General features: G+C 46.2%; 10 protein-coding genes. All 10 read right to left on the bottom strand.

All coding sequences use genetic code 11. The features are described from left to right. Nucleotide 1: 1 nt before the first annotated feature. The 10 genes from QFZ80_RS02955 to QFZ80_RS02910 all read right to left on the bottom strand — a co-directional run bounded on the left by QFZ80_RS02955 (nucleotide 2) and on the right by QFZ80_RS02910 (nucleotide 14,148). Nucleotides 2–1,837, bottom strand: a complete 1,836-nt coding sequence (locus QFZ80_RS02955; RefSeq protein WP_307557173.1) for a cache domain-containing sensor histidine kinase — start codon at nucleotides 1,835–1,837, stop codon at nucleotides 2–4. Next, nucleotides 1,834–2,853 (bottom strand): response regulator transcription factor, encoded by a 1,020-nt coding sequence (locus QFZ80_RS02950; protein WP_307557171.1) that lies wholly within the window; start codon nucleotides 2,851–2,853, stop codon nucleotides 1,834–1,836. The genes QFZ80_RS02955 and QFZ80_RS02950 overlap by 4 nt, the downstream gene beginning before the upstream one ends. Nucleotides 2,854–2,932: 79 nt before the next feature. After that, a complete protein-coding gene (locus QFZ80_RS02945) occupies nucleotides 2,933–5,053 on the bottom strand; it encodes a glycoside hydrolase family 31 protein (RefSeq protein WP_307557169.1) in 2,121 nt (706 codons plus the stop codon). Nucleotides 5,054–5,071: 18 nt separating this feature from the next. Further along, a complete protein-coding gene (locus QFZ80_RS02940; protein WP_307557167.1) occupies nucleotides 5,072–6,034 on the bottom strand; it encodes a Gfo/Idh/MocA family protein in 963 nt (320 codons plus the stop codon). Nucleotides 6,035–6,049: 15 nt separating this feature from the next. Continuing rightward, nucleotides 6,050–7,072 carry a glycoside hydrolase family protein gene (locus QFZ80_RS02935; RefSeq protein ID WP_307557165.1) on the bottom strand — a complete coding sequence of 341 codons (1,023 nt, stop codon included), beginning with the start codon at nucleotides 7,070–7,072 and terminating at the stop codon, nucleotides 6,050–6,052. Between the two features lie 168 nt (nucleotides 7,073–7,240). After that, on the bottom strand, nucleotides 7,241–8,818 hold the full coding sequence (locus QFZ80_RS02930) for a type 2 periplasmic-binding domain-containing protein (RefSeq protein WP_307549052.1): 1,578 nt from the start codon (nucleotides 8,816–8,818) through the stop codon (nucleotides 7,241–7,243). A 458-nt stretch (nucleotides 8,819–9,276) separates the two neighbouring features. Continuing rightward, the gene (locus QFZ80_RS02925) at nucleotides 9,277–10,851 is read right to left on the bottom strand and encodes an extracellular solute-binding protein (protein WP_307557163.1); all 1,575 of its coding nucleotides are present in this window, start codon (nucleotides 10,849–10,851) and stop codon (nucleotides 9,277–9,279) included. 121 nt (nucleotides 10,852–10,972) lie between these two features. After that, entirely contained in the window at nucleotides 10,973–11,842 is an 870-nt protein-coding gene (locus QFZ80_RS02920) for a carbohydrate ABC transporter permease (RefSeq protein WP_307549056.1), read from the bottom strand. Nucleotides 11,843–11,870: 28 nt separating this feature from the next. Continuing rightward, the gene (locus tag QFZ80_RS02915; protein WP_307549058.1) at nucleotides 11,871–12,827 is read right to left on the bottom strand and encodes an ABC transporter permease; all 957 of its coding nucleotides are present in this window, start codon (nucleotides 12,825–12,827) and stop codon (nucleotides 11,871–11,873) included. Nucleotides 12,828–12,948: 121 nt separating this feature from the next. Next, nucleotides 12,949–14,148, bottom strand: a complete 1,200-nt coding sequence (locus QFZ80_RS02910) for a glucuronate isomerase (RefSeq protein ID WP_307557161.1) — start codon at nucleotides 14,146–14,148, stop codon at nucleotides 12,949–12,951. Nucleotides 14,149–14,672 lie beyond the last annotated feature (524 nt).

Below are 14,672 nucleotides of genomic sequence, written 5' to 3'. Positions count from 1 at the left end.
CCTATTCAAGATTTGGTTTTTCATAATGTTTAGGTGATGCAGGCATTACCATGATCATTTTAGTTCCCTGCTCAGCCATACTTTCAATCCTCAGTCCATAATTCTCCCCGTAGACCATTTGAATTCGGCGATGGACGTTCAGCACACCAATACCGCCTTTTTTACCTGCTTCATCTATTTCAGCATCTGCCAGTCTGTTTGTGCTCAACTTCTCTTGGAGCTGCGCAAGTTGTGTCTCCGACATCCCTGAACCATTATCCTCTACACTAATCCAGAAGATTCCGTCCTCTACCCCTCCGTCGATTCGGATGAAATGATAATCTTCCAATCCTTCCGGAAATGCATGCTGGAACACATTTTCGACCAGAGGCTGAAGGGTCAGCCGAACCATGGCATGTAGCAAATATTCGGGTTTAATCGCAACATCAATCTCGAATTCCCGGCCAATTCTATGCCTCAGCACGACCAGATAATACAAAACGTGCTTCAACTCGTTCGCAACCGTAATTTCTTCCAGATTGGTTTGGACCGAGTAGCGCAGCATATAAGCCAGTGCCTTAACAATTTCGGATATCTCCTCTGAATCCTGAATCGTGGCATAGCAGACAATCGTCTCCAGTGTGTTGTACATAAAATGAGGATTGATTTGCAGCTGAAGAGATTGAAACTCAGCCTTCTGCCGCTCCATCCGAATTTCTGAATTGCTTAATTCGACCTGAACCACGCGATCAACCGCTTCAGATAACCGATTGACCATCACGTTATAGCGAACCATGAGTTCGACAATTTCGTCCCTGTGAGAGGGGAGTGGAATGGTCGCCCAATTTCCTTTTTCCGTCTCTCGCATCCCGGATTTAAGTACTTGAATCGGCTTGGTAATCGACTTACCGAATCTGTAGGCAAGTAAAATCGCTAATGCCAGAGTAAATAACCCGACTACAAGCGTTGTCGAACGGATGTTAGCCACCGGTTTACGCAGTTCATGAAGCGGCATGGAGACAACAAGCTGCCAACCCGAATAATCGGATTTGCGGCTTAGATACATGCGCTGATCCCCTTCATTGCTATCAATAAAGGAATGATCCCCGGCCTGTTTCAGCTTTTGCACAAAATCATTGGGAACATCGGATCCGACTTTAACTCCTTCGGGGTGATACACATAACGACCCTTATCATCAATGATAAACAGGTAACCGTATTTACCTAAATCAATTCCTTTCCATAGAGCAGACAAATCAGCAGATCTCATCTCAATGGCGAGCAAGCCACTCAATTCAGGCGAGGTGAAGCCTCGGATACGACGGACAAGCGTGAGCATTTGATTCTCCTGACCTTCAATAATGGTGTGGTTCAAAATACTTAATTTTCCGTCAGGCGTTGTATTGGCGAGTAAATATTCCCGCTGCTTCCGTTTATCCTCAACATTGAAGGATTGCTCATTCACACCATTATAGTAATAGACTGCATTCAGCTTATCGCTGAGCAAATAAACAGAAGCTAATTTAGGATTGCGAATAAATAACGGATCGACACTCGTTTCGAGAATCATTTTCCGATAGGTAAAAAAGTCATATTCCTCCCGATTGGCTTTCAAATCAATAAACTCCATAACCTGTCTGTTCGTCAAAATAGAGACAATCGAGCGCTCATAATCAATCAAATACAGATCCGTATGATGAACCGCGTTCCCGACGATTTGATTCATTTGGTTCTCAACCATTTCCGCTAACTCATCGGAAGATGTCATATAAGAGAAAATACCGACACTGCTAAGAGAAAGAATAATGACAATTAGAAAATAGACGAATAGCTTTTTCGTTAAACCTCTAATTTTCATTTAATACCAAGCCCTGCACGATATTCAGAAGGCGAAACGCCAACAATTTTTTTGAAGGTTTTCGTAAAATGGGGGTAATCGTCATACCCGACATCGGAGGCCACATCCACGATTCGAACATAAGGGATAGCCAGCATTTCCTTCGCCTTCGTCATCCTTTTTTTGATCCGATACTGAACAAAGGTTTCCTGCGTTACTTTTTTAAAAAGCGAGCTGAAATAGGTAGGTGTCAATCCGACCATCGCAGCGACTTGATCCAGCGAAATGTCCTCTGATAACCGGCTGTCGATAAAGCCTTTGGCCTCTTCCATAGGATCTTTGAAGCTGCCGCTTCGAACATCTTGAAGTCCTTTCGCCATTTGATTCAAACCTTTCTCAAACGCTTCGAGGGCTTCCTTCACACTATCCGCCTGCAAGTGAGCTTGCACGGAGGACGGGGAATAATTGCGGCCTTGAAAGCGTTTGACAAGAAGCGCATTACAATCATCCAGAAGCTCCTTAAGCTGGGCCAATGATAAATTGGCAGATAGGCAGTATTCACGCCAGCGGCTGATTAAGCTGCTCAGTTCCTCCATTTGCAAAGCCCATATTTGCTGTTCCATTTGATCAATCCACTCGATATAACGGGAAGGCGGCATATAGCTGCGTGATGGCTTTTTGATCAATTGATCCAGCATGCCATGCACATCTGATTTGGTAACCGGTTTCAGCATATAGTGCCGAACACCATAATCCATACTTTTTTGGGCATATTCGAAGTCACTGTAACCGGATATTACAACGGTCTTAATGTGAGGAAATTCCTCATGAATGATTCTGCAGAGCTCCAAGCCGTCCATTTTGGGCATGCGAACATCCGTCAACACTAGATCAGGCTCGCAGACGCGAATCCGCTCTAAAGCAGCCACGCCGTTCTCAGCCGTCTGTATTTTCGAGAAAGAAGGTGTATACATTTCCGCCATCTTTACCATTCCTCTGCGAATGACAGGTTCATCGTCTACAATCAGTACATGCATGTCCAGACCTCCCCTATGTTTCTCGGAATCGCTATCCAATTATGATAACTCACGGATAAAGGTTCTACAACGGAAGGAATTACAAACGAGTTTGTGCGAAACGCCACGTGACGGAACTGAAGGATGTCGGTTCCCCGTCTGTCCCTATAAGTTCCCCGAAGTAGACACCAGCTGCATTTTGCGTGACTGCCGCCTTCCACCAACCGAACTTACCTTGTTCATAATCGAACGATTCGCCGTCATCATCGTACAGATTGCCTTCACCCATTCCATCACCGAAATGAACGAGTTCAAGTGGAACGCGCGTGTCTACGCGTGGGACATGCGATAACGCAGGCATCATCGGAATGACGGACCCGTTTCTAACAAATACCGGAATTCGCTCTAAGCCTGCTTGAACGCGAATGATACATCCTCCGGTATAGCGTTCTCCTGTCTCTAACCCATACCAGATTCCAGATGGCAGTAGGACCTCCCGCTCGGACTCTCCCTCAACCAGTGGAGCTACTAGCAACGTATCGCCGAACATGTACTGGTCGTCCCACTCTCTCACTTTTTTCTTGCCGTAGGCGGCATCAGTCGTATTCAAGATTTGCTGTGCCGCTTCAGCTTCCAAAGCCTCGGCTTCTGCGATTTCTGATGCCGACATAACGAAAGGCATTGCGCGGAAAGGAGGAATACCCTGCTCTCGGTAGGTTGCGAAAGCTGTATACAAATACGGCAGCAATCTCATCCGCAGCTTGATATAATGGCGGACAGTACCTTCCACTTCAGGGAAAGACCAAGGCTTCGTTCCATCTCCCCATGCATTCAGCATCGCGAGTGGCGAGAAACATACTGTTTGCATCCGCCGTACCCAATCTTCGGCATTTCGGGCTCTGCGAACCTCCGGTGTCCACAGCAGCCCGCTGAAGGAGGAGCTGCATAGACCGCGAATAAATTGTTTGTGATCATAGAGATCCGAATATAGGACATAAGGCATCGTTGAGGCTGCGGCATTCGAAGCCCTAACAAGTCCGTACGTTCTCCGATTTTTGCTGCGGAACAGTTCAGCTGTCATTTTTTGGAACATCAATCCGTACATTTGTCTCATCTGCTCGCCATCCAGACCGGATGGAAACTGAGCATGTCCCGGGAACATCCAAGAATTGTTGGTCAAGTCACTGCCGTCACATTCATCCAGCTTGTAACCGGATACTCCGATATTGACATGCCGCTCTTCATGCTGCTTCTTATAAAGCTCCACAGCTGCCGGCAGCGAATAATCCGGCGCAAGCCCGCCCCATACCGAATGACTCCCCGAAAGCGGCTTCAGTTCCTCGTACAGCTCACTCTTCGGCGAAACGAAGGGATGCTCCCACAGGTTCACCCGAAAGCCGCTTTGGTCCAAAGCTTTCACGAATTTCTCAGGCTCAGGGAATCGGCTTTTCTCCCATTCGTAACTGACTGGGTAGCTTTGGCTGTGCCAACCGGGTTCGAGCCCGATCACATCACAGGGAATATCGTGCTGACGGAACTGCTCCGCTTCTTCAAGCACTTGCTGATCCGTATACAGCGTCGGAACTCGGTGCCAGAAGCCAAGTCCCCACTTCGGAGGCAGTGTGCCGCCACCGCAAAATAAATTATACCTAGCAACCACATCCGAAAGAGTAGGGCCGCCAAACACATACACGTCTGCACCTTCGAGAGGAAGCCGGATCTCCACCCGCGAAGCGATTAGCGTTGCCTTCCATCCCTTATCGGTGTTGCGATCACGAATATCCTCGCTTTGCGTTTCCTCCTGCCTCATGGTTGATCCGCAGTACAAAGTAACGATCCGTGAAGTATCCACCAAAACGCCATACCCGAGATCGCTTACGTAAAAAGGCACAGGAGCATGCGTCTCACCCGTATCCTGCTTGGGATCGCTGTTCACACGTAAATAACGGTTTCTTCCCCGTTGATTCATTCTTAATAACTGAAGGCCTGTCCCGTATAGCTTTTCCGTTCGATCAAGCGGAAAAGACAGAATGAGACAGTCATTTGCTTCCTCGAGCTGAATACTTTCCCGGGGAAAAGGCGGCTGTACCTGCGGCATTTGCTGCAAGGCCTCGACTTTCGGCGAAACGCCCATCAATGAGAGCGGTGTAATTCCTTGCGGTTCTCCGATCGTAAGACGCCATACGCCTGGCGCCGATTGTTGCCAATTCGTTATCTGCATGCTAGTTTCCCCATTCATCTATAGAGTTGGAACCTCAATGGCCTTTGTCTGACCGGATTCGCTTGCTAGCTTCGTGTAATGAACAAGGGCTTGGGTTTTCAAATAGTCCCTACCGCTTGTCTCCGCTTCTCGCCCCTCTTGAAGCGATGCCAAAAACTCAGCCAGTGTATCTGTTTCATCTACTCCACTCAGATCTTCGACGAGCAAGACCTCTCCGTCCCGAATTAGGCGGATTTCCTTATCGATTACTTCCAAAGCCCCTTTGGTTCCTTCTATTCTCCAATTACCGCTCCACGGCGTCTCTGTCCCTCTTGCAGCGATGGATGCATGGTAGGCAGCTGTGATGCCATTATCCATTTCAAGGAAGGCATAAGCATTGATGATCGCCCCTTCCTCTTCCCAGGCGCCAATTGGATTGTACAGCTTGGCCTGCACCGATTTCCCTTCTCTTCCGGTTAAATATCGGAGCATATCCAAGTGATGTACACCAATGTCATCCAGGATACTAACGGTATATTTCCGCTGCACATGGTGGTACCTGTAGAACTGTATATCCAGCGAGGAAAGAGTGCCAATTGCACCCTCATCCAATAGCTGTTTCATTTTACGAATATAAGGCATCCTGCGGTAATTTTCTGCGATCATAAAAGGGATGTGTTCCCGAACAGCTCGTGCCACGACCTCAATGGATTCCTCATAATCAAAGGAAATCGGTTTTTCACACAAAACAGCTAACTTACGGTCAAATGCCGCATGATTCACCCTTGTGTGCATCATCGGCGATGTCACATTGACAAGAAAATCCGCCTCTTCGTTTTGCAAAGCTTCTTCTAATGACGTGTAGAAAGGGAACGGATCATCCTTCATCTTCTCTTTCATGGCCATATCAACCTCAACAACGGCTGCTAGTAATCCTTTATCTCTTAGACGTTTATACCAACTGAACCCTGCAGATCCCAAACCAACCAGTACAGCTTTCATATGTAAACTACCTCCCTAAGGCCTCAATGGAATAACCATATTCCAAGTGTTCGCTGCGCCCAGAAATCCCCCGGGTCCATCGGCAACTGCAGCGAACAGGTGCGTCGGTTTCCCCTCATGAAATAACAGAAAAGGACGTTCCAGATTACCCATCGTCTGCTCCGTTCCATCGTCCCAAAGAACCGTTCGTGAGTAAGCCTTTGGCGTCTCAGATAATTGCCATTTCAGCCCGTCCGGAGAAACAGCATGAATGCCTCCATGCCTTTCCCCGCAAAGCGTCCCCTCCATATCCTTGGCTAACAGCTCATACCCTTCCGTCGTCTTCCAAATGAAAGGGTCCTCGATATGAAATTGATTCGGCGGAAAAATGGGCTCCTCTGTTAATACGCGATAAGGTCCTTGATAGCTATCTGCTGCGGCTGCCCCGATCGTCATTTTCCCATGAAGATTACCTTCATATTGACGGGCTTTGTAGACAAGCAGCACGGAACCGTCTCCCTGTATGCAAGGTGCCGGATTGGAGGTCAAGTAGCTATCAAACCGCTTTGGTCGCACAGGGAGTATCGGGTTCTCGCTTCTTTCCCAAGGCCCAAAAACACTGTTCGACATAGCAAGACCCACTCGTTTATTAGAACGTGCTACGATGCATCGCGGGTCTTCCAACCCGAATCCATCACCGGCGACCACATCAGGTAGCGGGTGCGTAGAACCCATATAGTAGAGAAGATACTTATCTCCGAATTTGGTGATATGTGGATTATGCGTACTGCGCCCGTCCCAATACTGGGCTCCTCTGGCGGGCAGAACGACCTCTTGAAAGGTATATGGCCCTTCCGGGTTATCCGAAACCGCTCGCACAATTTCCGAAGCAACCAGCCATCCAGGATGCATGGGCAGCGACTTGGGCCAACGAGAAGCAAACATATGATAGCGTTCATCCTCTCCCCGAATAACTGAACCGCACCATACCCAATAACCTTCCATCCGAAATCCGCCTTCGCGAGGCGCAGGCAGCATACGTTCTACGATACTTTCCATTCAGACACTCACCTCTCCATCGATTTATTGACTTCATTATAGAAATTAATTCGCTCTAGCAGTAAGGATAAAATTAAGATATGTATGTATTTTTTTACGATTTATCATAGGGAAAGACATCCTTCCGCAGAATACTCTGCGTGAAGGATGCCCCTTTCTAATGGCAGCTTATTTATTAATATCGAGCATAATCGCGCCTTGCTTCTTGTTCCAGCGATCGGTCGCTTCTTTAATAATTTCATTGCCGCCTTTGGCTTTATACTCTTCGATCACCTTCGGCCAATCGGAGATTGGTTCTTTGCCGTAAATCATTTTAATCATGTGATCGATAATAATTTTCGGGCCTACGTCAGGCTGAGGAGCAGCAAGATCCGGGAACTTAGCGAAGCTGCTCAAATCTGGATAAAATCCGATACCGGACAGCCCTTCCTTCGATAGAACCTCATCGAATGCTTTCAAGGTCGCTTTTCCATCTTCGTTCAGCAGAAGTCTTGGTTTATTGTAAGTGGAGTCATGCACCGCCCACATCGTTCCGCTGCGGAACCCTTCTTCATCTGTTTCTTCCTTCGTCGTCGGGAATTTATAAGTAATTTTGCCGCTGCTGTCTTTGGTGTAGGTATCGCCTTCAACCCCGAAGGTGAAGAAGGTTTCGGCTTCCGGCGAAACCATCCAATCAAACATTTTAATAATTCCCGCCGCTGTTTCTGGCTTCACATTTTTATTAATAAAGAAGGAACGAATGACAGGGGCATAATAGAAATATCCGCCTTTTCCTTCCGGGCCTTTTGGCGAAGCAATAATATCAATTTTTGCTCCTGGGACAGCTTGTTGGGCCTTCGTACGGTAACCTGGTAATCCGGAAGCATTTTGCGACCAGATTCCCGCTTTGCCCGACTCAATGCTTTTCGTAAAATCGGTAGAAGTGATGGTTGCGAATTCCTTTGGAATCAAACCTTCGTCATACATCATTTTGTATGTGGTGAGTGCCTTTTGAACATTTTCTACATCGAAAAACTTCGGGACTACTTGACCATTTACAAGCTCAAATTGATCCTTATAAGGCAAAACATCGAAAGCTCCTAGAATAACGTCCGCATACTTGAAGTTTTCCCTCATTTGATATGGATTCTCTACACCCATCTTCTTAAATGCCCGCAGCACATTCAAAAATTCGTCTACGGTTTTAGGAGCCTGAAGCCCGGCCTTCTCCAGTAAATCCGTACGAATGTACGTGGAACGTCGGGATGGATTGCTCAAAAATTCAGGAACGGCATAAATCTTCCCTTCATACGAAACACTATCCCAAGCTGCTTTGGGTACCGCTTTTAACAAATTCGGCCCATTCTGCTTCAAAAGTTCATCCAGCGGCATGAAAACACCGTTCTCTACAGAACCGGACATCGACTTACTGCCAGGACCACCGATACTGCCAACAACGTCGGGAATATCGTTACTAGCGAACATAACGCCGAATTTGGCATCCTCCACGACCTTAACGTCCAAATCCGTATTCGTTAACTCCTCTAGCTTCAAGATCCATTTATCCTTGTTCAAATCAGGCACTCGGGTATGGTATCCCGTACTGACTGTCGTTGGATAAAGCATCGAGAATTTAACTGGTGCTTTCTTCACGTTATCTGATGGCTGTGGTGAAGCATTTCCCGCAACCTTTCCATCCGAAGAACATGCGGTTAAAGCAGATGCTGTCAGCATGACAGCCAGGGTAAGACTGATTGTTTTTTTCATATAAACTCCCCTTCTTTCCATTCAAAGTGCAAGCGGTTTCACTACTCTATATGTATCATAACGAAAAGTTATCGTTTCCTGTATGTATAAATTTAAGACGCTATGTCATTTTATACGATTAAACACAGCTGTTTTCTGAACATCAAATACAGATAAAGAGCTGGTAAAATCCATGGATGAGTGATTCGGACATATAAACGGAGGATCGGGGGAACGAGGATTCGCTATTTCGGTGATTATGCCTATGCAGGACCGATACGCGGAACGTGAGTGCGCTATTTTGACGTTTTACCAGTTTTTACACCTCGAAAATGGGAAATAGCGGATCCTCGTTCCGCGAAAACGTGAAATACCCGGTTTGAGCAAAATAGAGCATCTTGTGATCGGGCTTGGCTCATCAGCAACTCCACCAAAAAAATAAAAAACTGCCCGCTCACGGGACAGTTTCTATCGACTTGCTATTCCTGTTTCTTACCCAAAAAAAGCACGCCTTTTTTATTGTTGTAACGGTCCGTCGCTTCTTTAATGATCTCATTGCCGCCTTTGGTTTTATACTCTTCAATGACCTTTGGCCAGTCGGAAATCGGTTCCTTGCCGTAAATCATTTTAATCATATGATCCATAATAATCTTCGGCGCAGCATCCGAACCTGGTGAAGCGGCATCTGGGTACTTGGCATCGGCCTCCAGATTAGGCGAAAAGCCAATACCTGATAAACCTTCTTTTGCTAAAATATTATCGAATGCATTCAAAATATAAGGTCCGTTAGGATCTGTTTGCATTTTCAGACGGTTAACCGTACTTTCATGGGAGGAGTGCAGTGTACCACGGTGATCCTGCTCCTCTTGTTCTTCTTTGTTGGTCGGTTCCTTATACTTCACTTTACCGTCAACTACCGTATACGTATCGCCTTCGATACCGTAAGTAAAGAACTTGAATGCTTCCTCTGACGTCATCCAGTCGAAATATTTAACGATTTCAGCGGCCGTTTCAGGCTTCACATTTTTGCTGATGTAATGAGCGCCAATCACTGGCTGGTACATCAGATAACCGCCTTTGCCATCCGGTCCCTTCGGCGAAGTGATAATATCAATCTTGGCATCTTTCACCGCATTCGGAATGTTCGTCCGGAAATCATTCAAGCTGACTAAGTTGGAGGACCAGATACCAACATCGCCGGAGCGGATATTTTTCAACCAATCGGTCGAAGTTGTCGTCGCGAACTCTTTGGCCATCAAACCTTCATCAAACATGATCATGATCACATTAAGCGCTTTTGTCATATTTTCCACATCAAAAAACTTCGGAACAACTTGACCATTTACAACCTCAAATTGTTCTTTATAAGGCAGCACATCGAATGCTCCTAGAACGGTGTCGGCATATTTCAGGTTCTCGCGAGCCCCATATGGATATTTAACGCCCATTGCCTTAAACTTCCGGAGTACGTTCAAGAATTCATCGATCGTTTTAGGTGGCTGTAATCCTGCCTTTTCAAGCAGATCGGTACGAATAAACGTAGCACGTCTGGAAGGATTCTCTAACCAGTTGGGGATCCCATAAATCTTCCCATTATAGGATACGGCGTCCCACGCTTCCTTTGGTACTGTTTTCATCAAATTAGGGGCATTTTGTTTCAGCAAGTCATCCAGTGGCAAGAACATCCCTGCTTCTACGGAACCTGACATCGCTTTATCTGTTGCTGTGCCCAAGCTGCCTACCACATCCGGAATGTCACTACTCGCGAACAAAACGCCCATTTTGTTTACTTCCGTTACTCTAAGCGTAAGATCGGTATTCGTCAGCTCCTCCAGTTTCTTCACCCATTTGTCATTGTTAATGTCAACTCGAGTGTGGTATCCAGTGTTAGTCGTGGTCGGATATGAAATAGAAAACTTGGTCGCTGCCTTTTTTGCCGCTGTTGTGACTGATGACGGCGTTGCTTGTTCCTGATCGGTTTTTCCCGTTGAACAGCCCGCTAAAGTACCGATAGACAATACAGCGACGAGCGCGACACTTGTAACTTTTTTCAAAAGAACCCCTTCTTTCCAAAAGTTATGAATGGTCCTTCCATTCAAAGCATACACAGGATACTGAAATTAGAAGATTGGTAAATTTACGATATACGGTTGTTTTTTGTGATTTACGAGATCATCAGGATTTCACTGATCCTACCATCATCCCTTGGATAAAGTGCTTTTGCAGGAACGGATATACACAAAGGATGGGGATCGTAGCCACGACAATGACCGCCATCTTAATCCCTTCCGGTGATAGTAATAGCATTAATTCCGAAGAAACGTCCGATTGCCCCATTTGATCTGTAAATACAATTTCTCTTAGCCGCACTTGAAGCGGAATCCAGTTTCGATGATCGATATAAAACACGGCCTCGGCATAACGGTTCCAATGACCCACCGCATACATGATGCCCATCGTAGCCATCGCAGGTTTAGATAGAGGCAGTACAATATTCCACAATATCCGAAACTCTCCGCATCCGTCAATTCTTGCCGAATCCAGCAGCTCCGTCGGTAGGTTCAGGAAGAATGAACGCATAACGAATAAATTAAAAGCGCTAATCGCCATAGGAAGCATTAAAGCCCAAAGCGTATTAAGAAGTCCTAACTGTTTCACCAACAAATAGTTTGGAATTAACGGTGCGCTGAAAATAAGGGTAAACAGCACCATCACCAGTATGGATTTACGGAACAAATATTCAGGTCTAGATAAAGGATAAGCTAGCGTTGTTGTCATAAATAGGTTGATCAAGGTTCCAAAAACCGTAATAATGACACTATTTCGAAACCCAATCCATATCGTCGGGTCCTGCAAAATAAGTTTATAGCTTCCCAGTGTGAAGCCAACTGGCCACAACGATACTTTCCCTGCATTAATGGCAGCGTTATTACTTAATGACTGCGCAATAATGTGAATGAGGGGAAGCACCATGCTCAATCCGATGATACCTAACAAAATGATATTGAATACATTAAAAATTTTATGGCCTCTTGTCATAATCATAGCAATTCACCTCCGTTCTCCTTCCGTATCAGTACAAACCTTCCCCGGTCATCTTTTTACTAAACGTGTTACTGATCATGATTAACATTAGACCCACAACCGACTTGAACAACCCGATGGCAGTCGTGTAGCTATATTGCCTATCAACGAGACCTGCCCGGTACACAAACGTATCAATAATCTCCCCATTCTCATTGTTAAGCGGGTTAAGAAATACAAAGACGCGTTCGAAACCGAAATCGAGAAAATTACCAATTTGAAGAAGGAATAGAATAACAATCGTTGGTAGAATACTCGGAATCGTGATGGAAAACACTTGACGAATCCGGCTGGCTCCATCAATTTGTGCTGCTTCATACAAATCGGGATTGATGCCAGCAATGGCGGCCAAATAGATGATGGTCCCCCAACCGCTATCCTTCCACACCCCGGAACCAATTAGAATGGGCCGAATGTATGTATTTTCCCCTAAGAAATAAATGGGCTCGACACCAAATAAAGCTAGCAAATGATTGACGATCCCCGTGGATGGCGATAATACCCCTACGACAACTCCGCCTACGATGACCCATGATAGGAAATGCGGCATATAGACTACGGTTTGAACAATCCGCTTATACATCATCACTCGCACTTCATTGATGAGAAGAGCCAGAATGATCGGAACCGGGAACGCGAAGCACATATCGTAAATACCGATTAATATCGTATTTTTCAAAATCTGAAGGAAATCTGTATACGCGAACATTCGTTGGAAATTTTCTAAACCCACCCATTTACTTCCTTTAATTCCTTTGAAAATGTTGTAGTTTTGAAACGCGATGATGGAACCGAATAACGGGATATATTTAAAAAGTAAGAAATAAATAATTCCCGGTAATGAGATCACATAAATCGGCCAATGTTTTCGCACAAAAGCCCATTTCTGACTCTGCGATGAGAAATCGTAAACCGTTCGATCGGATGGCTGTATTTTACTGGCCATGGTTTCCTCCCCTTCTTGTATGCTGCTTCAATTTGTCTTCTTCATCTTACTTGGGTTGTCTGGAGGTAGCGATGGTGAAACTTATAGCGCTTTGTGTTTTTTTACGATTGGTAAAACAGAATCAATGAGCGATACCATAGCGCTTTGCTGCACTTCCGTACAGCCAATTCTCCGCTACAAACAAGGCCGTGTCCTGATCAATCCAGCCAGCTTCAATTTGACCCCATAGGAAATCGCTCACAATCCGTTTGACAAGCAAAATCTTGCCGTAGCTCCACTCCATACAGCGGGCATCGGATACGATGAGAGAGCTTTTGATTGCCGGAAGCGCTTCTAACCGGTACTGCATACTATCTCGGTACGTGCTCGTCCGAAAGTTAAACCACCAATGTCCGCCCACATGAACATTCGGAAAATTCCATGCTGCTTGCACAATATCCAGATTGTTAAGCTCCGAGGCCACCACAAGTTCGAAGGTACAGGCATAGGCTTCAAACAAAGCAGATAGCTTCAAGATACGGGCCGGGTCATTGACCGGGGTGGCTGTTCCACACCAGGAACGTTCCACACCGAGAAACAATTGAATGAGAAGTCCCCTCTGCTCAGCTGCAGCACCTAATTCGTGCAGAAGCATCATTAAAATCTCATCCTTCGTGCTGCCTTGCCCGATCACAACCTTGCGGTTCGCTCTGGCTTCATAGCTTGGCAATGTCGTCATGATGCCCACGTAACCGGCTTCCTTGTAGGTGTCGAGTAGTTGCGTAAGCTTCTCACGCGCTTGAGCGAATACCTCAGCCGGGTTATGCGACAATTCAACTTCTTTGACCCAACCGCCCAATTTTCCGTCAATTCGCGGGATCAGTATGGCGTTCTCTCGCATGCCTTGGAACTCCGCATGCTCGGGCATATTCACGACGAATCTGCTAACGTTCATTCGATCCGCTACTTCTTGCGCCCACGTAACGTTTTGCGCAGACTGTTTGACAGCAGCGTCTGCTTCCAATACGGAGGCAGCGTCGCTTATAACAATGCCGTATAGATTTTTGAAAATTTGCGTCAACACCACATTCATCATCGTGTTTCTTGATCCATGGTAAGCTTCCAAAAAGGCAGCGATTCGTATGTCCTCCGGGAGCTCCATGGCATTCGCCGGATAGCCCGCAGCCTGCAGCTCGCGAAACAACCAGAAATAATGCGCAATCTCCCAGAAGTCGCTAGCACAAAGACGATCCCCCACAAGGTGGGTGTGCGTATCCAAAACAGGCAGCTGCATGATACGTTCCTCAAACGCATCCTTACCGTGATTCAACTCCATATTCATCCCTTATCCTCCTCTATAGCAACTATGTCCTGATGGTACAATGGTTACTCTATCTGTTCCATGGGATAACTTCCGCTGGGTTGTGATTTTTTATGATGGCTTCCGGTCGAGAGATAAACAAAAAAACCTAGCCTGCGACTAGGTCCGATAAGATTACTGGTTATAGTCTTTAGTTCGCGGGTAGGGACTATGCAGTAAAAACACCACTTCAAAGACGGTCCGTAAATCTTCATCCCCCACCATCTTGCCACTGAGTCATTTATTCGTGTAAAATAACCGTAATAGGATCACAGGTCGTGAAGCACACAGACCGCTCTCTCCAACAGGAGAGAGCGGTCTGTTCTTTAGGCGTTATGATCAATAGGGGGCATTGATATGTTATTCGACGCATGCTATGAGAAATTTATGCAATTGCAGTTACAAACGAGATCAGGCGAATCTCTAAGGCGTCTTCAGGAGGGCCACGGTCATGCTGAGAAGTAGTTCCTCGAGCAGGTTTGGTGGCCGTCTGTCGGTCGATTTGA

Source organism: Paenibacillus sp. V4I7 (assembly GCF_030817275.1).
Lineage (GTDB): Bacteria > Bacillota > Bacilli > Paenibacillales > NBRC-103111 > Paenibacillus_E.
The sequence above is the reverse complement of the archived record's forward strand: the minus strand, read 5'-3'. Positions and strand labels throughout refer to the sequence as shown.

Bases quoted from the DNA above. Each gene is read 5' to 3' on its own strand.
- QFZ80_RS02930 (WP_307549052.1), bottom strand. From the start codon at position 8,818: ATGAAAAAAACAATCAGTCTTACCCTGGCTGTCATGCTGACAGCATCT.
- QFZ80_RS02920 (WP_307549056.1), bottom strand. From the start codon at position 11,842: ATGATTATGACAAGAGGCCATAAAATTTTTAATGTATTCAATATCATT.
- QFZ80_RS02915 (WP_307549058.1), bottom strand. From the start codon at position 12,827: ATGGCCAGTAAAATACAGCCATCCGATCGAACGGTTTACGATTTCTCA.
- QFZ80_RS02955 (WP_307557173.1), bottom strand. From the start codon at position 1,837: ATGAAAATTAGAGGTTTAACGAAAAAGCTATTCGTCTATTTTCTAATT.
- QFZ80_RS02935 (WP_307557165.1), bottom strand. From the start codon at position 7,072: ATGGAAAGTATCGTAGAACGTATGCTGCCTGCGCCTCGCGAAGGCGGA.
- QFZ80_RS02910 (WP_307557161.1), bottom strand. From the start codon at position 14,148: ATGAATATGGAGTTGAATCACGGTAAGGATGCGTTTGAGGAACGTATC.
- QFZ80_RS02950 (WP_307557171.1), bottom strand. From the start codon at position 2,853: ATGCATGTACTGATTGTAGACGATGAACCTGTCATTCGCAGAGGAATG.
- QFZ80_RS02945 (WP_307557169.1), bottom strand. From the start codon at position 5,053: ATGCAGATAACGAATTGGCAACAATCGGCGCCAGGCGTATGGCGTCTT.
- QFZ80_RS02940 (WP_307557167.1), bottom strand. From the start codon at position 6,034: ATGAAAGCTGTACTGGTTGGTTTGGGATCTGCAGGGTTCAGTTGGTAT.